This window comes from Gloeocapsopsis crepidinum LEGE 06123 (assembly GCF_015207655.1).
Lineage (GTDB): Bacteria > Cyanobacteriota > Cyanobacteriia > Cyanobacteriales > Chroococcidiopsidaceae > Gloeocapsopsis > Gloeocapsopsis crepidinum.
This window is the reverse complement of the sequence record NZ_JADEWN010000025.1, coordinates 15,216-40,792: the sequence shown is the minus strand read 5'-3', so window position 1 is coordinate 40,792 and position 25,577 is coordinate 15,216. Positions and strand designations below refer to the sequence as shown.

Genomic DNA, 25,577 nt, shown 5'->3' with positions numbered 1-25,577 from the left:
GTGGCATTGAGGTAGGCTAGAAGCCTACTCTACATAAACCATCAAATCACTGTGGGATGGACATCCTGCCTGTTCACCTGTCTACTTAATCTAGGTAATGCCTAAATTACGTCTTAAATTGTGGATAAAACGTCAGCCTGACTTCTTAACAACATTGGTACGCGGTGCAGGAGTAGCGCTAAGTGTGCAAATTATGAGTATTGGCACAATCTATGCATCCCAAATTTTGCTGGCTCGTTGGATGGGAGTTACTGAGTATGGCATTTATGATTTTGCGATCGCCCTGAGTCTTTCTCTGGCATTTATCGCAGGTTTAGGATTACCAACTGCTGTTTTACGATTTATTCCTGAATACCGTATTAAGCAAGATTGGGCACATTTGCGGGGAATTATCCGAGGCAGTTGGCAACAAACGCTCATTGCTAGCTTAATTACAGTAGCATTCAGCACAGCTGTTTTGTTGTGGTTAGTGCTGCATCAAAGATTAGATTATTCGCAGACACTCATCATTGGTATTTGGATTGTGCCTTTGATCGCATTGGCAAATCTTCTGCAACAAATTATTAGAGCCTTCCAGCAAATGACGCTTGCTTATGCTCCAGAGCTAATTATCTATCCCTTAGTTTTAATTGGCATTGCGTTCGTTTGGCAATTACATCAAAGCTTGAGTAGCACAGTAGTCATTAGCTTATCGATTCTATCCATGTTCATAGTTTTAATCCTTCAGTCGTTGCTTTTCCAGCAAAAGTTAAATACCGAAGTTGAGCAAGCTAAGCCAGTTTATGCTATGAGTCAGTGGTGGAGAGTTGCACTACCATTGATGTTATTTGATGGCTCATCTGTTATTTTGAGTCAAACTGATACATTGATGCTCGGAGTGATGCTTGGAGCCAAAGCGGTTGGTGTTTATGGTGCTGCGCTGAAAACATCGCTTTGGGTTAACTTTATCCTCAAAGCCGTAAATGCAATTTCTGCTCCGATGATCGCTGGGCTATATGCTCAAGGCGATCGCCGAGGATTGCAACAATTAATTTCTACAATTGCTCGATGGATGTTTTATCCAGCGTTAGTTATTGGTATAGGTCTAATTATTTTTGCTACGCCTGTGCTGCAATTATTTGGCTCAGAATTCACGGTCGCTAGAGAATCTTTGATTGTTCTCATTTTAGGGCAACTTGTTAACGTTGGTACAGGCTCAGTAGGATATTTATTGATGATGACAGGACACCAAACTCAGGCAGCATTGGTAATGGGAGCAACTGCTATTGTCAACGTAGTTTTAAATTTAATTGGCATCCACTGGTTAGGTATTGTCGGTGCTGCACTAGCCACTGCATTTTCAATGATGTTGTGGAATTTTTGGCTTCATACTCTAGTCGTGAAACATCTAAACGTTCGCCCCTCAATTCTGGCAGCTTTTCAAGCGTAACGGTTAGAGTCCTGAATATCAGATTTCTTGCATTAATCACTCGCATTTAGGACTTGTCATTTTTAGTTCTCAAGGCATTCAGGCAAAAAACCATCAATGAAAATTAAAGTCATCAACCCTAATACCACTGCAAGCATGACACAAAAGATTGCTGAGACTGCGATCGCTGTAGCAAGTTCTGGAACTGAGATTATTGCGTGTAACCCAGAGATGGGACCTGTTTCAATTGAAGGACACTACGATGAAGCACTGAGTGTTATCGGCATTCTTGAAGAAATCAAAAAAGGAGAAGCTGCAGGTATTGATGGCTATGTGATTGCTTGCTTTGGCGATCCTGGGTTACTCGCTGCGCGGGAATTAGCAAAAGGTCCGGTGGTGGGAATTGCGGAAGCTGCCATGCACGCTGCAAGTTTCATTTCTACTGGATTTTCGATTGTGACAACGTTAAGTCGTACGCGGATCATTGCTCAACATTTAGTTGCAAACTATGGTATGACGCACTTTTGCCGTCGAATTCGGGCGATAGATTTGCCTGTACTCGAACTTGAAGATGAAAACTCTAACGCCAGAAAAACGATTTTTAATGAATGTCGTCAAGCTTTAGCAGAAGATGGTGCAGGAGCGATCGTTTTAGGCTGTGGCGGTATGGCTGACTTATCAGCGCAACTCAGTCAAGACTTAGGTGTTCCTGTGATTGATGGTGTGAGTGTTGCAGTTAAGTTCGTTGAGGCTTTAGTAAGCTTGGGCTTGAATACAAGTAAGAAGGGCGATTTAGCTTATCCCATCGCTAAGCCATATACGGGAATGCTTCACGCTTTTGCTTTTGTGAATCAAATGCCCTCCGACTGAAGTCGGGGCTATTCAAACCAAGTGTGCCTGCGCACACTCTCAGTCAGAATTTTATGATTTAGTCCACGGAGGTGGACTTTGTTTATATAGAAGCGAATTCTATTCGCACTCGCATTTATGCAGGCAGTTAATGTAAATTACGATTCCCTAAATCAAAGCACATTTCATTACTTTGGGTAAAGCCTAAGCTAGAGTATACAAGTTGACCTAGAGGAGAAGCATGAAGAACTGCTCTTGTACAGCCGAGAGATTTGAGGTAGTTGAGTGCTTCTAGTGTAAGTTTTTTTGCAATACCTTGCCTGCGGTAAGCTGGCTCAACGTAAACACCCCAAATGTAGCCACTTTTACGATACTGCTCGGTGAGAACATTGGGGTAAAGTCCAGCAAATAACTGACAACCTACAGAACCAACGACTTTAGAATCAACTTCAGCGACAAAAGCTTGGTAAGACAACTCTTGACGGACGCTTTCGATAAACTCTAGCGTAATTTCTCGCCAGTCAGATTTAACAGAATCAGCAGAAATAATATCTTGCCACAACAAAAAGAAATGCTCTGCAATGATGGAATCTTCTTGCGGAGTTGCTACGCGAATTTTGCAGGGAAGCGATCGCATTCTTACATCTTAGCCTGCAGCTTTATAAGCTGCCCAACCACCGTGATGGGAAATATCAGGCCAATTATATTTGTCTACTAACTCTTGCGGATAAAGAAAAGCAGTGAGAATTTCACCATCTTCTAGAACGATATCACTCGGATACATATTTGGTGGTTCAGTTGAGGCTAAATAATCAAACTGTTCTTGAGTGAGTTCATAAACTTCCCCAGGAATCGAAATTCCTCCTTGTTCTACTTCGTAAATTGCGGGATGCCAACCGTCACCTGCTGCATGAAGTCGATAACGAGATTGTGTTTTTGCTTCTTTGATAAACTTTGCAGATTGTAGGTTTTGATGGTCGGGTTGTCCGCGTAACGCTGAACCACAAATAAAAATCCGTTTTGTGCCTGAATTTGAAGTCGTCTCGGTCATATCTGTTGTCAATAATTACCCGTCAAATGAGTTTAAAAATAAATGCGATCGCAAATTTTGCCCCTAATTAATCCAAAGCCTAAAATTTTATCAACCTTCTTGAACAATGCCACGAGTTTGTTGCAAATTCTTCATTTCTCGCACAACTCGCTCTTTACTCGCAACAAGATGAGCTTTAATCGCTTGAGTTGCTGCATCACTATTCCTTGCTTGCACTGCTTCATAAATCCGGCGATGCTCAGTCCGAATTTCTAACACGTCGCGATTATTTTGAATCGTATGAATCCTCAGGAGCATCATTTTATCAAAAACTTGATCCAAAAGCGATCGCAGCCACAAGTTTCCCGAACTCTCGGCAAGTAAACGGTGAAAACGGTAGTCTAGATCGAGAAGTTGAAAGTTAGTTAGTTGAGATGGTCTACTATTTATGAGCTTTTCAGCTTGCATTACCATCATGTTTAAGTTTTGGATTTGAGCTTCGGTCGCATTTTCACAGGCTTCTGCTACGGATAATTGCTCAAGTGCTAGTCGGCAATCATACAACTGTACGGCATCGCTCATAGAAATAGTAGCAACACGTAAAATATTATTTGGCTCAACGACAACTAATTCCTCGCGTTGCAGTTGCCGCAGTGCTTCCCGAATTGGAGTTCTACTCACCTGTAACTTTTTGGCAAGATGAGTTTCGACTAACCGCTGTCCTGGGGTTAGTTCGCCCGATAGGATAGCCGTACGTAGTGCTTGATAAGTTTGCTCCTGTAGTGATTGATTACGCTGGAGCGATCGCGGTGACAGGGGCAAAGTATGACTCCTTATTATTTACAGGATAAGCTACAACCGCTAATTATCTTAAGTAGAGAAGGTTTCGTCAAAAAAATTGAATTTATGATTCGGCAACTGTATACAGAGTACAGTAAATATCTTCTTTCATAAATACTACATAAGAAAAGACCTAAAACCTAGTCATAGCAGATATGACATTTCATTTCTTCGCTCTTTTGTGGCTAATTTAAGAAAGCACTACGGGTATCATATTCTTGCCACAGAGTCTATTTATATACATTTTTGAGGCTACCGAGCAGTGTATATTAAGCCGATGATTCCGATGATGGCGATCCCACTATGGAGCAGTTCCGACTTGGTGGCAATACAAATCAAGAACTTATCACAAATGGACTTGCAGCGATCGCATTGGGCATTGCTCTACTCGGAATTGCGTTTGCTTCAATTTTAACTGTCGTTGCTCAGCAAGAAATTGGCTCGAATGCGACAACTTTGAATCGCTTAGGTATGGCAGCGATCGCATTTGCGGGATGGAATGGAGTCAGGTTTGTCAGTCAAATACGCACGCAAATTCCTGTCTCATTGCTTATTTACACCTGGCGCGATCGCAGTTTACTAACAATTGCCGGAACGAGTTTTGCCGCTTCACTAACACTGTGGGCGTGGTCGTTAACACAAACAAGTGTTGCTAATTCCACATTACTTAATAATATGATGCCAATCTTTACAACATTAGGAGCTTGGGTAGTACTTGGTCAAAGATTCTCAGGTAGATTTGTGCTAGGGATGGCTATTGCAGTTTGTGGCGCGATCGCAATTGGCATTGAAGATTTTCAGAGTGCGGATAGTAATGTGGTTGGAGATAGTGCGGCGTTAGGCGCGGCGATGTTAGCCGCAGTGTGTCTTTTGAGTTTAGAGCAACTCCGCCTTAAATTTGCTACGCCAGTGATTATGCAATGGACGTGTTTAATTGGTAGTTTGGGTGTATTGCCCGTTGTTTTACTGACTCAAGAGCCATTGTTTCCTTCGTCTTGGAGTGGTTGGTTTTGCGTTATCTCCTTGGCGATCGTTTGCCAAGTCATCGGTCAAGGTTCACTCACGTATAGCTTGGCAAGATTTTCCTCTGGATTTGTTGCTGTTTCGATGTTAACAATTCCGGTCATTGCGGCAGTGTTGGCGATCGTGTTTTTTGCTGAAAATTTGAGTATAGCTAATTGGTGCGCGTTTGCCGTAGTTTTAGCAGGGGTTTACTTAGCAATATCAGCACGTAGCGATCAAGTACTGCCAGAATAATTAATCCTATTGCGCTGCGATATTTTTTAACTTTTTGTGGGGGTAGGCATTTTGCCTGCCCTTCCTTTGAAGACAACAGGATGAAATTATTTGTATGTTTAATAACAACTTTTTTCAAGCCTGCCTTTAATGTATACAGAATACAATTAATAAAAATCTTGCATCAGCATTAGTCAACTGTCAGTAACTAACAATTTATTGCTAACAAATCGTATAAAATTTTTTATCCGCATTTTGCAGGAAATGTGCTATGAACATTGGAACTAAAATCAACAGCGTAGGAAAAACTAATGCGGTTTGCGACTTGGGTTTGACAGCACAGGGAGTCAGTTTACGCTCAGTCAGCAAAAAGTATGGCTCGTTTGTTGCGGTAGAGAATTTGAACTTAGATATTCCTGCGGGAGATTATTGCTGCTTGTTAGGACCAAGTGGTTGTGGGAAAACAACAACACTACGGATGATTGCAGGACACGAAGATGTGACCAGTGGGGATGTCCTCATAGGCGATCGCCACGTCAATAACTTACCGCCAGCCAAGCGCGACACTGCGATGATGTTTCAAAATTATGCACTGTTTCCGCATAAAACCGTTTGGCAAAATGTGGACTTTGGCTTAAAGATGCGTAAGATTCCGCAAAGCGATCGCCGTACCCGTGTAGGAGAAATGTTAGAACTTATCGGTTTAAGTCATCTTGCTGAACGCAAACCGGTGCAATTGAGTGGCGGACAACAGCAGCGAGTCGCACTAGCAAGGGCATTAGTAACGCGTCCCAAAGTCTTACTTCTCGATGAACCCTTAAGCGCGTTGGATGAAACTCTACGACTGAGGATGCGCGGAGAATTGCGCAAAATTCAAAAACAGTTTGGTATGACATTCATTCAGGTAACGCACGGAGTAGACGAAGCGTTTGCACTATCCGATCAAATTGTTGTCATGAACCACGGTCATATCGAACAAGTTGCCACTCCTGCTGAAGTTTTTCGTACTCCGGCTTCGCAGTTTGTCGCTAAATTTATGGGCGATCAAAATATTTTTACAGGCAAAGTAATCAATTGTATTGCTGATACAAATAGCGACTTGATTGAGTTAGATGTAAAAGGAATTGGTTCGCTTTTTTGTCGCGGATACGGGGCTGTGATAGGAAATGAAGCGGCGTGTTCCATTCGGGCTGACTTGGTTGAATTAGAGCCTTACTCAGCAGCAACTTCGATACCATCTACCAAGCAAAATCATATTTCAGTACGAATTACTGCGGTTGAACTAACTGGATATGTCACGCGAGTTTCCTTGATGGCAGAAAAGACAGGACAAGAACTGCTTTATAAAGTTCGCACTGATGATTGGCATAACAGTTCCTTACAAGAAGGTCAACTTATAATACTGCGTTGGTCAGCAGATGACTGTATTTTTCTAGCTCATTAAATGAGTATAATCAAAAATCCGCTCTGGGATGACGAAGGGCGTAGTTGATGATTTTCTCTTGCTTACATATACTGAATTTTAGAGGATTGATGTAACGTTTTTTCTACCACTTTAAATATTAAATTTTATATGAAGAACTGGAAAAATATACAGCCTTATCTATTAGTTGCACCTCAAACTTTAGTTTTTTTCTTATTTTTAGTAATTCCAATTGCTGCAATTTTAATGGTGAGTTTCTGGGAGTTCACTGGTTACTCGATGTCTCCAGCATTCACCTGGGATAATTATGCTGCTATTTTTTCTTCTCCAGTTTATTTAGCAACTTACATCAATACATTTAAATTTGTAGCAATTGTCTGGTTAATAACACTAGCGATCGCTTATCCTATTGCCTACTTTTTAGCCTTTCATGTCACGAGTTTGCGCTGGCAAATTGTTTTATTTTTAATCTGCACAATTCCTTTTTTAACATCTAATATCATTCGGATGATTTCTTGGATTCCATTTTTAGGTCGTGAAGGAGTGCTGAATCAAACACTCATGGCACTTGGTGTTACTAATCAGCCGATAGAAATGTTTTTGTTTTCTGACTTTGCTGTTGTTTTAGCAATGGTGCATCTCTATAGTTTATTTATGATTGCTCCTATCTTTAACAGTATGATGCGTATTGATCGCGCTTTAGTGGCAGCGGCTGAAGATGCAGGTGCTTCAGGATGGCAAATTCAAAAAGAAATTATTTTACCTTTAGCAGTACCAGGAATTGCGATCGGTTCAATTTTTATTGTGACGCTTGTTATGGGTGAATTTGCAACTGTTAGATTAATGAGTGGCGGGCAATCATCTTCTGTTGGATATTTAATTCGGACTCAGATTGGAAGTTTGCAATATCCTATGGCTGCAGCAAATGCAGTCATTTTACTTTTAGTGACTCTACTACTTGTTTTTGGAATCTTACGCGCAGTTGATATTCGTAAAGAACTTTAGATTAAATGAGTAAAAAACGACCTCTTTCTTTTTATTTATTAGCTGCTTTTTTTGGATTATTTGTTTTGTTTTTATATGGACCTTTTTCAGCAATTTTTCTTTTATCACTACAAGGACCAGAAGGACAGTTAACTTTTCCTATGCGGGGATTTAGTTTTTACTGGTTGGGAGAAGTTTTTCAACAGCAACGGGTTGGTGATTTTGTTAGTGCATTTCAGCGTTCTTTTTTGTTAGGTTTATTAGTAATGGCGATTACTGTTGCTTTGAGTGTTTTAGCTGGCATGGCATTTCGGAGCAAATTTTGGGGATCGAATTTAATATTTTATTTAACAATTTCTAGCTTGATTGTCCCAAGTATTCTTGTGTCTTTGGGAATTGGAATTGTATTTAGTTTACTGGGCATAGACAATCAGTGGTATTCTTCGGCATTAGCAGGGCATTTGACATGGACGCTACCTTTTGCTTTTTTGATTATGGTGGGCGTATTTAATCGATTTAATCCTTCTTATGAAGAAGCATCGCGCGACTTAGGTGCAAATGATTCTCAGACATTTTGGCAAATTTTGTTACCCTTAATTGCTCCTAGTTTGATTGGTGTAGGTCTATTTGGTTTCACGCTTTCTTACGATGAATTCACCCGCACATCTTTGATTTCTGGGGAAAACAATACGTTACCTCTAGAAATTTTTGGCATGACAACTAATGTGACAACACCAGCGTTGTATGCATTGGGAACACTGACAACAGCGTTTTCTTTTTTACTTATTGGAGTTGCAGTCGCAGCATTCCAACTTCTTTCCCATCGTCAAGAGGGTTAGTAATACAACTCGTTCAACAAAGTACAACGTAATCAAGAGGATTTTATGACTGTTGCATTGATACCTGTGGTAAATGGCGATCGCTTGAATCGAAATATTGCGCAGTTAGCAGAAATTGGCAAATTACCAGGAGGCGGTGTGAGTCGCGTCGCGTTCACTCCAGAAGATTTATTAGCACGACAACTTGTACAATCATGGATGGTTGAAGCGGGAATGAGGGTGCGAGTTGATGCAGCAGGAAATATTATTGGTACTTATGCAGGAAGAAAAGAAGGTGCAGGGGCGCTAGCTACAGGTTCGCACATTGATACTGTTCCGGTAGCAGGTAAATTTGATGGTGTTCTCGGAGTTTTGGCAGGAATCGAAGTTGTCCACGTCTTGCAAGAAAATAATATTCGTCTGCAACATCCGATTGAAGTGATGGTTTTTACCGATGAAGAAAATAGCGTTCTTGGCTGTAAAGCAATGGCGGGTACTGCGGTTCTCGATCCCAAGTGCTACCGTCGCAACGATGGTACGCCAATTGAAACGTGTTTAGCGCAAATTGGTGGTGATTGGTCGCAACTGGCAACCGCAAAGCGCCAGCCTGGTGATATTGCTGCTTTTGTAGAATTACACGTCGAACAAGGTGGTGTTTTAGAAAGTACTGGGGATGAAGTCGGAGTTGTAATTGGCATTGTGGGACAGTATCGCCACCATGTCACTGTTACGGGGCGTCCTAATCATGCAGGAACTACCCCAATGAATATGCGTAAAGATGCTTTGGTAGCTGCATCGCAAATTATCTTGGCTGTTAATAAGTTAGCGACAGAAACACCAGGAGAACAGGTAGCGACAGTAGGTTATTTTTGCGTTTCTCCCAATGCGGCAAATATTGTCCCAGCAAAAGTAGATTTGAAAATTGACTTGCGTGATATGTCTCAGACTCATCTAGAAGATATGGTGGCGCAGATCAAAAATCAGCTGGGAGACATTGCTGCTGCAACTCAGACTGAAATAGAAATGACGCAAATGCTGCATGTATTACCGACATTAGCTGCACCGAATATTCAAGAAGCGATCGCCCAAGTTTGTCAGCAATCAGGCTTAAGTTATACTTATTTGCCGAGTCGCGCTGGACACGACGCCCAAGAAATTGGTCGGTTTGCGGATATGGGAATGATTTTTGTGCCAAGTCTTGCTGGTATTAGTCATGCTGAAGATGAGTATACTTCCCCAGAACAGTGTACTCAAGGTGCAAATGTGCTATTACAGACTTTCTTAAAACTAGATGAAATTTATTAAATTGTAGGCGCAGGCGTCTCGCCTGCCAATACTATAAATTATGCTGCGACAAACTCATTCCATTTCTGTACTAAGTAAGTTTGTTCGTCCATGACCGAGTTCCAACAGACAACATTACCCATGCGATCGTTAAAGGAACCGCCATCACGTACTGCGCCTTGTGACTCAATTTTCTTGCCAAAAGGATCGATAATATCTTCAGAAGCTGGCTGACCTTCATACCAGAAATTCCACTCTGCTGCTGACATGTGCTTGCGGGCATTTTCAGGGATCGCGCTGTAATAACCTTGTCTTCCCAAAAAACCACCTACCCAGCCGTCTAACATCCAGTTAATGTATTCGTAAGCAGCATCAAGTTCAATGCCTGAAAGATTACGCGATAGTCCAATACCACCACCCCAACCACGATATCCTTCTTTGAGTGGAGCATAAACACACTCTAAACCTCTAGCTTTAACAGCAGTCACAGCTGGCGACCACATCGATTGTAAAACAACTTCTCCAGCAGACATTAAGTTAACTGATTCGTCAAAAGTCTTCCAAAAGGCGCGAAATTGTCCTGCTCGTTTTTGTTCAATTAAAATTGCTGTAATGCGATCAAGTTCTTCGCGAGTCATATTGCCTTTATCACCAAACTGCATGATCCCTTGGGCTTCCACGACCATTGCAGCATCCATAATGCCAATTGAGGGAATATCTAAAAGTGCTGTTCTTCCCTTGTATTTGGGATCAAAAAGTTGTCCCCAAGACACAATTTTGTCATCTACAAGATCGGGGCGATAACCTAATGTATCAGCGTTGTACTGGAAAGGAATAAGTGTAGCAAATTCTGTGGGTTGGTTGGCAAATTCTGTTGAATCTTGACCTGTTACAAACATCACGTTACGCGGTGCAGTTCCTTGTGAAGTATTTACAGGCGCGTTTGGATATAAATCTCCAGTCGTAAAGATGGGTACTAACTTGTCAAATTCTGGAACTCTCTTAACGTCAATTGGCTGTAAGTTCCCTGAAGGAATAACTAAGGGTAAACTGAAATATTCTCCATCGAAAATGTCATATTGCTTTGGCTGAGTAATTGCAATTTGATTGTTTTCCTCAGTACTTAGAGCACGCATACTAAGCTTAAACCCTAAATCTTTCTCAGCTTGCGCTCGAATTTCATTAATTTGAGAAACACCTGTTCCAATCAAGCGTAAAGTTACATCTTTGATTTGATTTGTAATAATTGTTGGTCCTGTTGTGGGCTGCTGACTAGTATTATTACCACCACACTGGGTTGCAGTTAGCATTGCACCAGCAGCCAACCCAGTTCTAAGCACTTGACGCCGAGATATCTTACTCATTGTTGTTGATATTGCAAGCTATCTGAAAAATTTTATTAATGACAATAATTTATATAAACCAATGACAAGCTAATTCTAAGAAGCTTTGCCAAACTAATTAACATTGTTTGATCTAAAGATTTTCTTAATTTTAAAAAATAACCAATGCGTAGCTGGGCAGAATTATCTATTACATTTAGGTTGGTTCATAGTTAATAGCAATTCACCATTCATCATCAACCCATTAACTTACGTTCATTTTTACCCTTGATAATTTGAGTTCAGGTAAATATTATCTAAAATTATTCTATTTCAAATAACTGTATATATATATACATTTGAATGCCATACTCTAGAAATAACCGCCAATTAACAATTTGCAGGCAAATGACTAAATTGTTTGCCCAATTCTTGCATAATGCTTGTGTTTGAACTATACCTAAGTGCTACGGATAAAGTGCTTTGACAACTTGTAACTGAAGTAGCAATACTTGCGAGCTGGATGTCATTATCTTTTTTGATAGAAGTAGCGATCGCCCATAGTATCTATATGATGATGGAAATATTCCAGCACAAGTTAAAAAGATAGATGAGCATTACATTACGTAATATTTAATCTTATGTAGGTTTGGCTCTCAAGTTCGTTAAACAATTTCTAAGCTTATTACACTGCACACTTCAATTGTCAGAACTTAAAAATGCATCCTCAAGCAGATAGTACGAAGTTTCATTTCAATATTGCTTTCTATAACTACTCTTAATGACATTGTTACCTCTGAAAAACAGCTTTTTGATAACACACCTGAAAAAAGCATAATTTTTCAGTACCAACGATCCAGAATACAGAGAACCCTTCCTCTGGTGACTAATTTTGCAACAAAACGTTATGCACTGTCATAGCAGATAACAAACTTAATGCCTCAATGTCTGATTTTCCTCATTTGACAATTACTGCACTGCTGCTAGTTAAAGAATGCGATGGCGATTCGTTCACTCAATTTCGCCTTGTGCAGTGAACCAAAATTGAAATCTGGTAAACGCTTTCAATCAAATAGCCACAGGCACTTACCGACATGACCTATCGAGATCAACTACTAGCTCTTCACTCCTAAGCAAGGAAGTCCTGTAAATTATTAAGAGTATCGGCAACAGCTAGCTGTCTAGAGCTGATCGCAGGTTGAAGCGAAGGTGGAGAAAATGTCCATAACATCCGAAACTTCTATAGTCGGGCTGATTGTATTAGCAGCTTTCACCATATTAGGCTGGGGCTTTTATCGCGCTAGACCTTACGGCAAACTAGGAGTCATAGCTTGGTTACAGTCAGTAGTGTTAATGGCTCCTTGGCTGTTATTTTTTGGTTTATTTGCTACTGGAATTTATATCAATATTGTCGGGATCTTGTTTTTGTTAGTTGCTTCAGCCGTGGTATATATTTTTTTGGGAAGGCAATTGAGAGCAGCTGGTCAAGATGCCATCTTGCGATCGCGGGCAAGTGAACGCCTTGCTAATGCAACTCAAGACGATCAAGCATCAAATATTCCACCACAACTACAACCTGAGGCAGTTTCAATTGCTGAAGAAGACTTGGGAGCAATACGTAGTATTTTTGGGATCGATACTTTTTTTGCGACAGAAACCATTCCTTACCAAGAAGGAATTATCTTTAAAGGTAATCTTCGGGGAGAACCAGAAGCTGTTTTTCAGAAATTAAGCAGTAATCTACACCAGCAATTAGGCGATCGCTATCGTTTATTTTTAGTTGAGAACCTTGATGGTAGACCTGTTGTCATTGTTCTTCCTAGCCGCAACGATCCCCAGCCTACTAACATAGCGCAAACAATTTTAGCAGTTGTCTTACTCATCGCTACGATCGCAACCTGTCTGGAAGCTGGAGGCATTTTACTAGGCTTTGATTTCTTGACAAATATCCAGCGATTTCAAGAACCATTACCGATTGCAGCAGGTATCTTAGCAGTTTTACTAATACACGAACTCGGACATCGGTTACTCGCACAGCGTTATCAAGTGCGGCTAAGTCCACCATTTTTTCTCCCAACTCTGCAAATTGGTGCTTTCGGTGCAATTACTCGATTTCAGTCAATCTTACCTAACCGGAAAATATTGTTTGATGTTGCTTTTGCTGGACCTGCCTTTGGTGGAATTTTATCGTTTACTTTATTAATTCTTGGTTTGATCCTGTCTCGTCCCGAAAGTTTATTTCAAGTGCCGACCGAGTTTTTTCAAGGGTCGATTTTAGTAGGCACAATTGCTCGTGTCATTTTAGGTTCGGCACTGCAACAAAATGTCGTCGCAGTTCACCCACTAACCGTTATTGGTTGGTTAGGGTTGGTCATTACAGCGTTAAACCTAATGCCAGCAGGACAACTCGATGGTGGTCGAATTGTGCAAGCAATTTATGGACGTAAAACTGCTGGACGCACGACGATCGCAACACTAATTGTACTGGCGATCGCCTCTTTTGCTAATCCCCTAGCTTTGTACTGGGCAGTTGTCATTGTTTTCTTACAACGCGACTTAGAACGCCCCAGCCAAAATGAACTGAGTGAACCCGACGACGCCCGTGCAGCTTTAGGGCTATTGGCTTTATTTTTAATGGTTGCTACACTTTTACCTCTTACTCCCGCTTTAGCAGGACGCCTGGGGATCGGTGGTTGAGGGAAGAAGAGCAGAGGGTAGGCAAGTAGTAGGGTAGTTGGGTGGTTGAGTAGGGGGGTAGTTGGGTAAGAGAGAACAATAGTAAAGTAATCAAATCTCTCAATCTCTACAACACTCCCACTCTACAACGTTCCCAATAGCCACTCACCCCTCACTCCTCACCCCTCGCCCCTTGTAAATATTTGGTCGCGGTGTTGCGGCTGAGAAAAGTCTTTGGAAGACAGATTGGCGATCGCTTGATTTTTCCTGAGAAAGATTCCACAAAGTTTCATAAAAGAAGAAGGAAACTCCGGCAAATTTGCGTCGGCGCACTTGTGCAACTTGCTCTTGAACCTGCTTGATGGGAACATGACGATTTTTCAGCCCACTTAAAATTCCCACACTAACTGGGATGTGTCGTTGCGCAGCAACGACTTCTGGGTACTGTAGTTCACTAATAAAAACATTAATATCGTTACGATATACCTGTAAGATAAGTTCTTCAATGAATCCTTTGCGTTCCCATTTTTCCCAGTCTGCTAGAAATAAGTCATAAGAAACTCGTTGCGGATTTGGGGATACAGAAATTAAGCACTTCTGCTTCCTAGCCTTGATGGTATGAAAGACTCGTTGCATGTAGTTTGTAATTTTGTCAGCGCGCCAACGAACCCACTCTGCATCTTGGGGATCGCTGGGAGGGCTTTGACCTTGGTGTTCTTTTTGGTAGAGAGCTACAGTGTAAGCATCGTAGCCAAACTCTGACGGTAAACCAAAGTGATCGTCAAATTGAATACCATCTACATCGTAATTACCAACAATTTCGACAATTAAGTCCGAAATAAACTGTTGTACATCTGGGCGGAAGGGATTTAACCATACACGTTCGTGAGTTCCCTCTTGCCAATTTCTACTGCCGTCGCGGCGACTCGTCAGCCATTGCGGATGGCGTTGGGCAAGAAATGAATCAGCCGGCGCCATAAAGCCAAACTCAAACCAAGGAATCGCTGCCATCCCTTTTTGATGCGCTTGTTGCACGATTTCATTTAAAACATCGCGTCTTTGTAGCCCTGGTGTAGGATCGAGCGATCGCCCAATGACACGTTGGGCAACTCGACTAGGATAAAGTGTGTAGCCCCAATTCCACACAGTAGGATAGATTGTATTGAAATTAAGTTGATGCAGACGCTCAATTGCGTTTTTGAGGCGATCGCTCTCAAATAAAACATCACTATCTATATTTGTTAACCAGACACCTCGTAACTCAGCCGCAGAATGAGTGCGAGTGCTAGCAATAGTCTTTTGATGGAATGTAGGAGTAAGTATTAAAGTAGCGGTCAAGCTCACAATACACAGTAAGACACATAAATATTGCGATCGATGGTACAACTTAAACATTTTTCAATTGATATCAGTAGATAAGCATCATGAGTCACACTTGATTCATTGCTGCTACTCGCTTTCAAGTTAGGGTTTGTGACTACACATGAAAATGACAAGCCTATTGTCTTTAATGCCTGAAGTAGACAAGGGTTGAGTTCTAAAAAATACATACCCAAGCGCAGTTAAAGATAACTGCGTGTAGCTGAGTTGGAGAATCTCTGGCGACAGTACTGAGTACCTTATTTACCTAGCTTTACTTAAGTTAATTTATCTACAGTTTTTTACAATCTTTATCTTTCTTCATAAATTGCGAGTTTTTAGCATTTTCATTGTAGCTGTCACAGTTATAGAGCAAAAACCAAATGAATTAACAGCGATAAATAAGTCTGTCATTAGCTACAAGCCCTGCACCTTCTACTTTTATTCTCTTACTCAAAATTAAATGAGTGAAAACTACTACTCAACTCTTTAAAGCTAACCGGTGTGTTGAGCACAAGTTATTGCTGCTTGCTTACTACTGCTTTGATAATAGTACTACTTAAAAGTAACTCTCTATACACTAATCCAGAGCAAATCTTTTAAAATTTGTTTTTTTTTAACTTACTTTTAACAAAATTAGGTAAGATAGTCTTGTAATCGCAATCGAGTTTTTCCGTTACAAGATATTAATCAGAGACTTTTCTTTAAGAAAAGTATTATCTTGCCTTCATAAAATCTTTAAACGCAACTTCATCAAAACTTTAAATAGTGCTTTGAAACTGGCTGCATAAATATCTACACTGGTGCTGAGAAGTTCATATAGTTTTTAAAATTAAGTTTTTCTCATCAAACTTAATTTTGAAGCAGAGTCAATCAAAAAAGTACTATGAGAACCACAGATGTTAGATATACAAGGGAATTTATTTCTCACGATCAAGAAACAACTTTGAAAAAAGAAAAATATAGCAGGCTTTTCTGGGCAAATGCCGCTATTTGTACAGAACGGAAGCGAGTTTTGTACTTAAATAAAAAAGAGTTATTGAATACAAGAAGCATTTTGTATAACAGAATACAGATTTTTTAGCGTTGGTATGTACATACTGTAAATAACACCTGAAAAAAACAGAATATTTCAGTATATTTCCTGCCTACAAAAAAACTAAGTCCTAACTGCTAGACAGTTTACCCAGCGTTTTTACGCTGTGGGTTGTTGAAGAAGACACCATTAGAGTGCACTTAAACAACCCTAGTTAAGAGGGATAGATCTGCGTAAATTTAACTTAGGGTGCAGAATCTTTTGATTTCTTTTAGTACGTTGCAAGTTATTAGAAACAATAAATTAAGGGGTAGTTTTTAACAACTAGTTGTGGCAGAAAGTAAGTTCTAAGTAATATTTGGGTATACCGAGTTATTATTTTAAGATTGCGATCGCGAACAGAATTCATAGGTAACGTATTCGGAAGAGGGTAAGAATACGTATTGACAGCAGCTTCCTTATAAGGATTTGTTGTGATTATAGTGAGTAGCGAAAGTAAGGGTCTAATTTCTAGTTCTTTACTTGAGGTTTTTATGTAAATTTTGTAGAAAAAATTAAGCTATCTATCTTAGCTAGATAACGACCGCAAAATTTATTTTTATGTGACTTTGCATAACCTGATTACTTCCAGTTAAATTGATTTTTACTAAATTAATGCTGTAATTTCCCATATTTCCTGGAAATTCTTTCTTGGTATTGAAGTAGTATAAAGAGCGAAGAATAAAAAATATGTATTGTTGCTTATTTAGTTGTGAAGTGGTGTGAAATTTAGTGTTGAGCTTGCAGTATAAAAATCAGTTTTTCTAGAGCAGTAGTTGTTGTAAGAGGTTTCTAATGCCTGGCAAACGTAGTAGTCGTAAAAATGTACCACGCTTTTATTGCCCGCACTGCGAGCGGCGATTGTGGCGTTTAGGCAGCCCAAAATATTTTTTATTTTATACAGGAGCATTAGAGATCCAACAAAATGTAGCAAATATGCCACGTCAAAGTGCAATTGAGTTAGCTGCAAAAGGCGTATACGTTGATAACAATGTCTGGATTGAAGAGTTTTTGTGTGGCGAACACGGCAAGTTATGGATGAAACTTTGTAGAAAGCCTGATGGTAAATTAAATGTCTCACTAGCAACTAACCAAGATTGGCGAAAAACAACTCGAACAATTAATCCAGAAACACCTAATCCTTCTGTTGGTGAGTTTACTTACCGTATGAGTCGTCAGGCTTCAACAAAGCTGATTTACAGTAGAGATTAGACTTTCTATTCACTTGGTAAAAACACAAATTTCAAATAAATGAGTAACACAATTTACTTTAGCGATTGCGTGAATGATGCAACTGATACAGTCGGTGAGCATTGTGAAACCATTCATAAAGTGAAGTAAGGCGATTTTGCTGTGATGCCAAACTTGAACTACTAAAGTTATTGCGGTGCACTATTTCTTCTAAAAAACTTTGGGTAGTATGTAGACAAAGATGGGAAGTATCTCGCAGACGTGTAAAGTTAATACATAGGTTGTCTTGGTTACTAGCATTAGTAAGAGAGGGTTGAGCATAATTGAGGTAGAGATCTAACCAACTTGCTGGTGTAACCTTCGAGCTAAACTGCCGAGCTGGATTACAAATAAAACTGAATCCTAGAAGTTCTGCACGCTTATTTGTCGTATCTGCTGTAGAAAAACCCCATTTTTTTGGTTTTGCACCTGATGAGTATCGAGTAGGATATTCTTGGTGTGTCGAAACAAAAATCTCTAGTTTTTCTTTTAGCCTTAGTAACTCTATGTGTTTAGGAGACTCTTTTAGCTCCTCTTTAACGTCAACCAAGAGGGAGCAAGCTTGCTCAATTGAAGCAGAAATGTATTCATAAAACAGAGCTTGATCTGCTTCCTCTAGCAAATACATCAGCGTAATAGTAGCTTCACATAACTGTTCTACCAAAAAATTAATTCCGATTTGATCTTGTTGGTATATTTCCAGTAGAACGTATGAATAGTAGTGGCTACACACTTTGGAGTACAACCCTAAGATAGCCGAGCTAAAAGGCTCGTCTGTAAAACCTTGAATTGCTCTGACAGCTGACTGAAGTTGTGCCAAGTACTGGTGTAGCGTTTGGGCAGTTCTCAGAAAGGCATCAGCAAAAGCTTGCTCAGAACTCTCAAGCGAGTCTAAGTTCGGCAAATAAAATTGAACTTGATTAGATGGCAGTTTTGTATTCATCAAAGCCACAACTCAGCTACTTTACATTCTGTGCAGCACACGCCAAAGATGATATGAGGGGGAGACGATCCCGCCTTTGATCAGGATCACATCTTATCGCTAACAAAGATCACATGAGGACAAATCTACAGACTTAATTGGTCAAAGCTTAGTTCACAAATGTGAAGTTTGAAATGTACAACACTTATACAACAGATAGGGCTATCCCTCTTAAATACATTAGCTCTATTAGTATCTTACCTAAGATAGGCGACAAGCAGAAAACTTAAAGTAATTTACTGCTACTTAGTTAGGTCTCTCTTTTACGATCAACCAGTTTTATGTTCTTTAACTTCTATCAAAAGATAGGTATAGCGTTCAGCTAAAACCTCTCTGGATAAAAAAGCCTTAGCTACCAATTCTATTAGGCTACGCCAACAATATTTGATCTCATTTTCAAGTATCCTTCTGATAAGTATTGTGACCTAAGTACAAATTCAAGGTGACATCTTGCATTTTGTCTTTGGGCTTGTTTCCTTTTCCTCTATGACTATGGTAGGCAACTTAAATGCTCAGGAGCTTATCACTAGACCGAAACTTCGTCAAATAAATAATGAACAATTAATGATTGAGTTCTGAAATTTTAAGTAAAGTTTAGTTTTTTGTAGCATGACATACAGCATACTAAGTATTAAACGTATATAATTTTGATTTAGAATTTAAAATTGGGAAGGGTAGTAAATACCCTAATACGTATAAGAACTGCCAGCGGAGCATCTACGTTGTGGCCTGTTGAAGAAGACACCAAGAGTGCACTTAAGCAGACCAAGTCAACAGAAAAAGTGTGACTTTTTGCGTCAACGTTTGTTTCAAAGAAATAAACTAGTACTGCCTCACCTGACTGGAGAGCTTTCCAGTGACAAATAGATAATTGAATTCAATTGTCATAACACTTATCAGTAGCCCATGACCTCACATTTTATAGGTCATGGGTTTCTTGCTTGTTCAGAAAAGTTGCCGCGTTGATTGCTAGCGGCTTCCTGCTGGCGCATTAACACAGACAACGAAACGATAGGAACTCGGAACCCTTTTTCATGTATATAGATGTGTCAAACAAACAGAAGCAGTGGATTACTTTTAAAGTTTCAGAAATGGAAATGAGCGCACTAGAAGCTTATTGCCAACGAACAGAAAGAACAAAAACAGATGTTTTGCGAGAACTCATCCGTAAGTTGCCAACTTACACAAATTCATCAAACCGAAACATCTTGCAGTAAGTCGTGAGCAAGTTAATCGCATTACCGTATGAATACGGCAAAATGTTGTCACTTTTATTTCTTAATTTGCCACATTAAAGCATGAAGTTATCTTCAGCATTGCTGTGTGAGAATTTTGTATTCGCTAAACGCTTACACAAAAATACTGCCTGCCTCTACTTTTCATATTGCGGGTAAGACAATGACTCAAACACTTCAACAACAATCAACACCTTCTAGCATTGACAAGACACCGCTGGTAAGTGTCATTATAAACAACTACAACTACGGTCGATTCTTAAATCAAGCCATTGAAAGTGTTTTACACCAGACGTATCAAAACTGGGAATTGATCGTTGTTGATGATGAGTCAACAGATAATTCCCGTGAAATTATAGAAGCTTACACAGAAAACCTCACAGCTATCTTTCAAAAGAACGCTGGACAGGGGGAGGCATTAAACACTGGAATTGCTCATGCGCATGGAGAAATAATTTGTTTTCTCGATGCTGATGACTACTTTCATCAAGACAAACTAATGAAGGTCGTTGCAGGCTTTTACGAACATCCAGAATGGGTTCAAATTTCCCACTGTTGGACGTCCGTAAATACAGACGGGCTACCCATTGGTAAAGGTTCTACCTTGCTTAACCAAGGAGATATGCGCCCTTTGTTATTGCGATGGGGAAGATATGCAATGGGAATTACCTCTGGACTTGCATATCGCCGTGCTGCATTGCAAAAAGCACTACCCATTCCTACTCGAAAAGCTGCAGCAGCGGATACATATTTAACAGTGGTTGTTCCTTTTTATGGTGAGGTGGGCTGTATCAACGAACCGTTGATGTTTTATCGAATACACGGTAACAACAAACAAGCTCGCAATGACAATTTGTCGTATTTGATTCAGGAAAGAGAAGATACAGCCAATTTTATTAATCAGGCATCTGCAAACGTAGGGTTAGCTGACCGGTTGAATATGCGACAGGATGTAGACTACCGCACGCTCACAGCACTACAGCAGGGTAATGTTCCTTGGACAGAAAAAATGGAGATTATTTGGCTTTCATGGCGAGAAAGCAGGGAGATTGGGCGGAGCGCTAAGGATACCCTAGAACGATTGTTACGGCGTGGCATTTGTACTCTATTTCCTTCTGAAGGTAGAGCAGTTCTGCGTTTAGGACTGCGTGGCTACTTGCGTTTCAAGTTATTCGGTCAATAGCTGAGAAAGAATATGAACCACATAGTCAATATCATCCGTAGACACTGGATGCCCTTGTTACTGTTGAATGGTGTCATCCTTGCTGGCACATTGTATGCTGTCATCTATACAAAGACGAATGTTGCTCCTGTATGGAAAGCAAGTGCTAAGTTGAATCTTCCCCAACCAACAACACGGTTGGATACGAATTTAGGATCTTTAGGTCAACTGCAAAATACGACACTAGGATTTTCAAGAGAGCTTAATCCTTTACAGATTCAAATGACAATTCTGACCAGTGATACTGTAATGGAACGGGCACTTGCTGTTGATCCAGAAAAAAGCTTGTATCCACGACTCAGTGATTACAAGTTGGCATTTAGTGCAACACCGCAAGAGCAATCAACGATTATCAATTTACAAGTTAAAGCTTCTAGTCCAGAAATTGCGCAAAAGCGGTTAACTAACCTAATTAATGTTTATCAACTACGCCTTAACGAACTGCGCCATCAAGATACCAATGTGCGCAAGCAGTTTTCCCAAACTGATTTAGAAGACGCCCAAGCACAATTAGCGAAAGCACAGGCGGAGTTAGCCAATTTTCAACAATCAACTGGGCTAACTGAAGTCACGGAGCAAACAAGATCGCTGATCAATCAACAGCGCGAGTTAAGAACAACATATACCAATGTGTTATCACAAGCTCAAGCGAATCAAGCTCAGGCACAAGCAGCTTCTCAACGTTTGGGAATCAACGCGCAACAGGCAATGAATTCACTTCGTCTAGGAGAAAACAGAGAATACCAAGCAATTCGCCAAAAACTTTCGGATGCTGAAACTGCTTTGGCAGAAGCAAGAAGTCGGTATACAGATGAAAGTCCGCAAGTACAATCGTTGCTGTCTCAACGCGAAGAGTTGATGCAGATTATGAATCAACAGATTGCGATCGCAGCTCCAGGAGCAAGTGCCAATCAAATAGATCCGACGCTGGGTGGTAATGGAACTCGCGACAGCCGCATCGAAATGATTGCTGAACTGATTCGATCGCAAAATAATGCTGCTGGGTTGCAGCAACAAGCCAATCAAATTGCTAGCGAGATTAATCGTGTTAACGCAGAACTCAACAACATTACTCAAAATAGATCGCAGCTGATCAACTTGCAGCGGCAATACGAGATTGCAGAGGGAGTGTACAAGAGCATTCTTGGTCAAGTTGAACAAACAAAAACAAATCCTTTCAGCGTGTATCCTAACGTTCAAACTTTGGATGCTCCTGTCATCGATCCTAAACCCGAAGAACCGAGCAAACGCGCGATCGCCCTTGGTGGCATCTTAGCAGCATTGTTTGGCAGTATCAGCTTAATTTTCTTCTTAGAAACACGCAATCCTATGCTGCGCCCGAAGGATCTCGAACAAGTAGAATTTCCTGTATTGGGGCGGATTTCTCGTCTCAAACGTACCGATATGGAACGCAACTTGTCGGGTGAGGTGGCAATCGAGTTACAACGCCTTGCTTCTGCTGTTTTGATGTTAGAGCATCAACGTCTATTAGTGACAAGTCCTACCTCTGGTGAAGGTAAGACGACTATCACTTTGGGACTGGCTCTCGCTTTAGTTAACTTTGGTTTTCGCGTGTTGATTGTCGATGGCGATCTGCGACAAGCTGAACTCAGTCGGCGCTTAGGACAATTGCAGAAGCAACCTAAGAATGGTCAACAAACACCAGTTTCAGTATGTCTAGGATTAGACTTATTGCCAGCACCTAATTTATCAAAAGCCAAAATTCCCGAATACTTTGCCCGTGGTAAATTTCAGCAGAATTTAGACCAGATTCAAGCAGAAGGTGGTTACGATTATGTTCTTGTTGATAGCCCACCCATTGGTTTAGCTAGCGAGACAAATTTGATGAGTTCAGTTGTGCGCAATGTCCTGTTTGTGGTGCGTTCAGGTAAGAGCGATCGCTATGCAGTCATGGACGGCTTTGAGCAGCTCGTGCAGCATCATGCCCAAATTATGGGGCTGGTAGTTAACTATGTTGAACCAAAAGATGTTGGCTATCGCTATGGACGTCAACGCGAATTAATGGAAACTGAAGCATAAAACCATGTCTCATCTCTACCCATCTAAATCTGTCGCAATGCCAGCCAAAACAAATTATTTGTTTTCAGGTGTCTGGATTCGTTGGCAAGCGCTAAGTTTGGGAGAACGTTTTGTTTGCGCTAATATTCTCCTGATACCAATTTGGTGGGTTGCCGGTCTTTATCGGTATATGTCCTCACTTTTGCTGTTGGTTGTTGCCATTTATGAATGGCATAAACATGGTGAAATTCGCCTCAAACGCCCAACGGTTCCTGTGATGGCTTTCATCGCCTTCGGTGTCTACCAAGTTGCAACAATATTTTTTGCTTATTCAGTACCTGGAAGAGATAAACTTTCTACCCCACTGATTTTGACATTTGTACCAGCTTTGTGGCTGTGGTATATCCAAAGTAACAACATTAAAATTCGGGCTAACGTTGTTGCTTGGGCATGTACCATGAGTGTTGTGCAAATGCTCGCATTTTGGCTACTTGCTCATTTTGTGATTCCAGAATCTTTCTTCTTACCACTGCAAATTCGCAATATACACTCGATGGTGACTGGAGAAGACCTTCGTGGCTTTAAAGTCATTAACAACCCTTACTATTTGATACCTTATGCAAACTACGGAAATCTCCATGGTTGGCGTCGCTATAGTCTTTTTTTCATCTATCCAGAATTTTTCGCAATCTATCTAGGATTTATTGGTTTAATTTCTCGAGAAGTCAAAAATCGCGCGTGGTCAATTGGCTTACTTTCTGGCTGTCTGTTTTTGCTTTTTTGGAGTGGAACGCGAGCAGTTTGGGTTGCTTTACCGATGATGCTGATTTTACACTACATCATCAGTAATCTAACAAAACTTTGGGGACCAACAATTGTTTTTGCACTAATGGCGATTGTGAGTTTTACAACCCTTGCAGTTCCGCAAGCAACAAACTTGATTACAGCGCAGTTTACCCAGTCAACACAAGCAATCAATGAAGTACGTGACAATTCAAGTGAGGTGCGATTTGAAATATATCGCCAAACATTGCAGAGAATTAGAGAAAATGAAAACGAGATGATTTGGGGTCATCCAGCACCTGGTGAGGTTATAGCTGGTGTGAGCGGTAATGATAATGCTGTTATCGGTTCCCACAGCTTTGTTTTAGGAACGTTGCTTTACAGAAACGGTATGATCGGCACTGCCATTTTTGCATTTTTCTGGGTGTCTCTGTTTGTGTGGTTGTATGAAACACGCAATGGTAGACCAATAACTTGCTTTTGCATACTAGTCTTTTACGTGATGCTTTCACCAACGTCACCGATTATTTACGATATGCAAATATCTGCGCTCATTATTCTACTGTGCGTTGCTATTCGTCGTAAAGACTATCAAGCCCCTCGTAGGCTCATGTCTTATGCATAAGCTTCTAGTTATTCCAGGATGGTGTAAAAGCTTAGGGGGGAATACGGTTTCCCTCTTAGCGATGGTCAAAGGATTTGAGCAATACGGTGAATCAAACCAGATATGCATACTGACTCAAGCTGGTTCTTTAATTGAGGAATATCTGCAGCAGAAAAATTTAGGGCATTGTTTAACAACGATTCCTGCTCAAGATCAGCGCCAGTTTGTACAACGAGCACTTAATTGGGTGAGTCAGCAACCACATGATTATCCACTGTTGTTAGAAAATTGTGCAACAAGTAAAACTTTACCTGCGATCGCCTTACACATTATTTCTCTACGCTTGAGTCGTCGTCCTGTATACTATATGTTTCGTGACTTAGCAATTTCGCACAATTCACTGGGAAACCTTAGTCGCAATGCAGTATTTGCTTGTCTTGCACCTCGCATCTTGTGTAACTCAAAATTCACGGCTGAAAATGTTCGCGGTAGATTGGGTGAGGTTCAAGGAATTCTACATCCGCCAATAGATCTTGACTTATTTAACACTCGCCCTCCAGTTGGTTCTCCTCCCCAAAAGTTACAACCAATCCTAGCTTCAGGTGCACGGATTATTCTAACACCTTCGCGAATTAGCAAAGATCGTGTCAATGATAAAAACTTGCGATTGCTTCCTATCGTTCTAGCCCAGTTAAAAGCTGCCGGTCATCACTACCACGGAGTCATTATTGGACAAGATACATCTTCTGAGCAAACTCGCAGCCGTGCTTTGATTGCGCAAGCCGAAGATTTAGGAGTTGCAGACCGCTTTACAATTCTACCGCCCGCGTTGGATATCGAGAACTACTATAAATATGCTGATGTTGTAGTTACTCTCGCTCCTAGAGAACCTTTTGGACGAACTGTGGTTGAAGCGATCGCATGTGGTGTACCAGTCGTTGGTAGCCGAACCGGAGGTATCGGGGAAATCCTTAATAATTTTGCTCCAGAGTGGACGGTGAATCCGCACGATCCAGCAGCAGCAGCTGAAACAATTGTACATATTGCTCATACTTCCAACACCTTAAAACTTCTTGCTCAAGGTCAACGTTGGGTTGAGACGCATTGCAGCATTAGCGGTTACACGCGCCGAATAATGAAAATTACAGGGCTAAATTCCACTAAATTGCCTGAAACTGAACTAGTTTACTAATCGTTG

Annotated in this window: 19 protein-coding genes; 13 read left to right on the top strand and 6 right to left on the bottom strand. The window is 40.7% G+C overall.

What is annotated here, in order from left to right; genetic code table 11:
• The first annotated feature begins 97 nt into the window (after positions 1-97).
• Positions 98-1,429 carry a flippase gene (locus IQ230_RS11790; RefSeq protein ID WP_193932186.1) on the top strand — a complete coding sequence of 444 codons (1,332 nt, stop codon included), beginning with the start codon at positions 98-100 and terminating at the stop codon, positions 1,427-1,429.
• A gap of 96 nt (positions 1,430-1,525) precedes the next feature.
• Positions 1,526-2,278 (top strand): aspartate/glutamate racemase family protein, encoded by a 753-nt coding sequence (locus tag IQ230_RS11785; protein ID WP_193932185.1) that lies wholly within the window; start codon positions 1,526-1,528, stop codon positions 2,276-2,278.
• Positions 2,279-2,405: 127 nt separating this feature from the next.
• Here IQ230_RS11785 and IQ230_RS11780 read toward each other — a convergent pair whose 3' ends face one another.
• The 3 genes from IQ230_RS11780 to IQ230_RS11770 all read right to left on the bottom strand — a co-directional run bounded on the left by IQ230_RS11780 (position 2,406) and on the right by IQ230_RS11770 (position 4,109).
• Complete coding sequence (locus tag IQ230_RS11780; protein WP_193932184.1) at positions 2,406-2,894, bottom strand: GNAT family N-acetyltransferase; 489 nt, start codon at positions 2,892-2,894, stop codon at positions 2,406-2,408.
• A 9-nt stretch (positions 2,895-2,903) separates the two neighbouring features.
• Complete coding sequence (locus tag IQ230_RS11775; protein WP_193932183.1) at positions 2,904-3,308, bottom strand: allophanate hydrolase-related protein; 405 nt, start codon at positions 3,306-3,308, stop codon at positions 2,904-2,906.
• A 90-nt stretch (positions 3,309-3,398) separates the two neighbouring features.
• Positions 3,399-4,109 carry a GntR family transcriptional regulator gene (locus IQ230_RS11770; RefSeq protein WP_193932182.1) on the bottom strand — a complete coding sequence of 237 codons (711 nt, stop codon included), beginning with the start codon at positions 4,107-4,109 and terminating at the stop codon, positions 3,399-3,401.
• Between the two features lie 321 nt (positions 4,110-4,430).
• Between IQ230_RS11770 and IQ230_RS11765 the strand changes: the two genes are divergently transcribed.
• The 5 genes from IQ230_RS11765 to IQ230_RS11745 all read left to right on the top strand — a co-directional run bounded on the left by IQ230_RS11765 (position 4,431) and on the right by IQ230_RS11745 (position 9,893).
• Complete coding sequence (locus IQ230_RS11765) at positions 4,431-5,384, top strand: DMT family transporter (RefSeq protein WP_193932181.1); 954 nt, start codon at positions 4,431-4,433, stop codon at positions 5,382-5,384.
• Between the two features lie 250 nt (positions 5,385-5,634).
• Positions 5,635-6,807, top strand: a complete 1,173-nt coding sequence (locus IQ230_RS11760; protein ID WP_193932180.1) for an ABC transporter ATP-binding protein — start codon at positions 5,635-5,637, stop codon at positions 6,805-6,807.
• Between the two features lie 129 nt (positions 6,808-6,936).
• Entirely contained in the window at positions 6,937-7,791 is an 855-nt protein-coding gene (locus IQ230_RS11755) for an ABC transporter permease (RefSeq protein WP_193932179.1), read from the top strand.
• 5 nt (positions 7,792-7,796) lie between these two features.
• A complete protein-coding gene (locus tag IQ230_RS11750) occupies positions 7,797-8,609 on the top strand; it encodes an ABC transporter permease (RefSeq protein WP_193932178.1) in 813 nt (270 codons plus the stop codon).
• Between the two features lie 45 nt (positions 8,610-8,654).
• On the top strand, positions 8,655-9,893 hold the full coding sequence (locus IQ230_RS11745) for a Zn-dependent hydrolase (protein WP_193932177.1): 1,239 nt from the start codon (positions 8,655-8,657) through the stop codon (positions 9,891-9,893).
• A 38-nt stretch (positions 9,894-9,931) separates the two neighbouring features.
• Here IQ230_RS11745 and IQ230_RS11740 read toward each other — a convergent pair whose 3' ends face one another.
• The gene (locus tag IQ230_RS11740; RefSeq protein ID WP_193932176.1) at positions 9,932-11,236 is read right to left on the bottom strand and encodes an ABC transporter substrate-binding protein; all 1,305 of its coding nucleotides are present in this window, start codon (positions 11,234-11,236) and stop codon (positions 9,932-9,934) included.
• A gap of 1,176 nt (positions 11,237-12,412) precedes the next feature.
• Here IQ230_RS11740 and IQ230_RS11735 point away from each other — a divergent pair.
• Positions 12,413-13,891 carry a site-2 protease family protein gene (locus tag IQ230_RS11735; protein ID WP_193932175.1) on the top strand — a complete coding sequence of 493 codons (1,479 nt, stop codon included), beginning with the start codon at positions 12,413-12,415 and terminating at the stop codon, positions 13,889-13,891.
• A 144-nt stretch (positions 13,892-14,035) separates the two neighbouring features.
• Here IQ230_RS11735 and IQ230_RS11730 read toward each other — a convergent pair whose 3' ends face one another.
• On the bottom strand, positions 14,036-15,265 hold the full coding sequence (locus IQ230_RS11730) for a glycoside hydrolase family 10 protein (RefSeq protein WP_193932174.1): 1,230 nt from the start codon (positions 15,263-15,265) through the stop codon (positions 14,036-14,038).
• 1,834 nt (positions 15,266-17,099) lie between these two features.
• On the opposite strand from IQ230_RS11730, the gene IQ230_RS11725 reads away from it, so the two are divergent.
• Positions 17,100-17,516, top strand: coding sequence for a hypothetical protein (locus tag IQ230_RS11725; protein ID WP_193932173.1), 417 nt, complete (start codon positions 17,100-17,102; stop codon positions 17,514-17,516).
• Between the two features lie 58 nt (positions 17,517-17,574).
• Here the strand turns inward: IQ230_RS11725 and IQ230_RS11720 are convergent, their stop codons facing one another.
• Positions 17,575-18,477 carry a DUF5677 domain-containing protein gene (locus IQ230_RS11720; protein WP_193932172.1) on the bottom strand — a complete coding sequence of 301 codons (903 nt, stop codon included), beginning with the start codon at positions 18,475-18,477 and terminating at the stop codon, positions 17,575-17,577.
• A gap of 1,437 nt (positions 18,478-19,914) precedes the next feature.
• Here IQ230_RS11720 and IQ230_RS11715 point away from each other — a divergent pair.
• The 4 genes from IQ230_RS11715 to IQ230_RS11700 are packed head-to-tail and all read left to right on the top strand — an operon-like array spanning position 19,915 to position 25,571.
• The gene (locus IQ230_RS11715) at positions 19,915-20,934 is read left to right on the top strand and encodes a glycosyltransferase family 2 protein (RefSeq protein WP_193932171.1); all 1,020 of its coding nucleotides are present in this window, start codon (positions 19,915-19,917) and stop codon (positions 20,932-20,934) included.
• Between the two features lie 12 nt (positions 20,935-20,946).
• A complete protein-coding gene (locus tag IQ230_RS11710; RefSeq protein WP_193932170.1) occupies positions 20,947-23,013 on the top strand; it encodes a GumC family protein in 2,067 nt (688 codons plus the stop codon).
• A 4-nt stretch (positions 23,014-23,017) separates the two neighbouring features.
• Positions 23,018-24,400 carry an O-antigen ligase family protein gene (locus tag IQ230_RS11705; RefSeq protein WP_193932169.1) on the top strand — a complete coding sequence of 461 codons (1,383 nt, stop codon included), beginning with the start codon at positions 23,018-23,020 and terminating at the stop codon, positions 24,398-24,400.
• Entirely contained in the window at positions 24,393-25,571 is a 1,179-nt protein-coding gene (locus IQ230_RS11700) for a glycosyltransferase family 4 protein (protein ID WP_193932168.1), read from the top strand. Before IQ230_RS11705 ends, IQ230_RS11700 begins: the two co-directional genes overlap by 8 nt.
• The last annotated feature ends 6 nt before the right edge of the window (positions 25,572-25,577 follow it).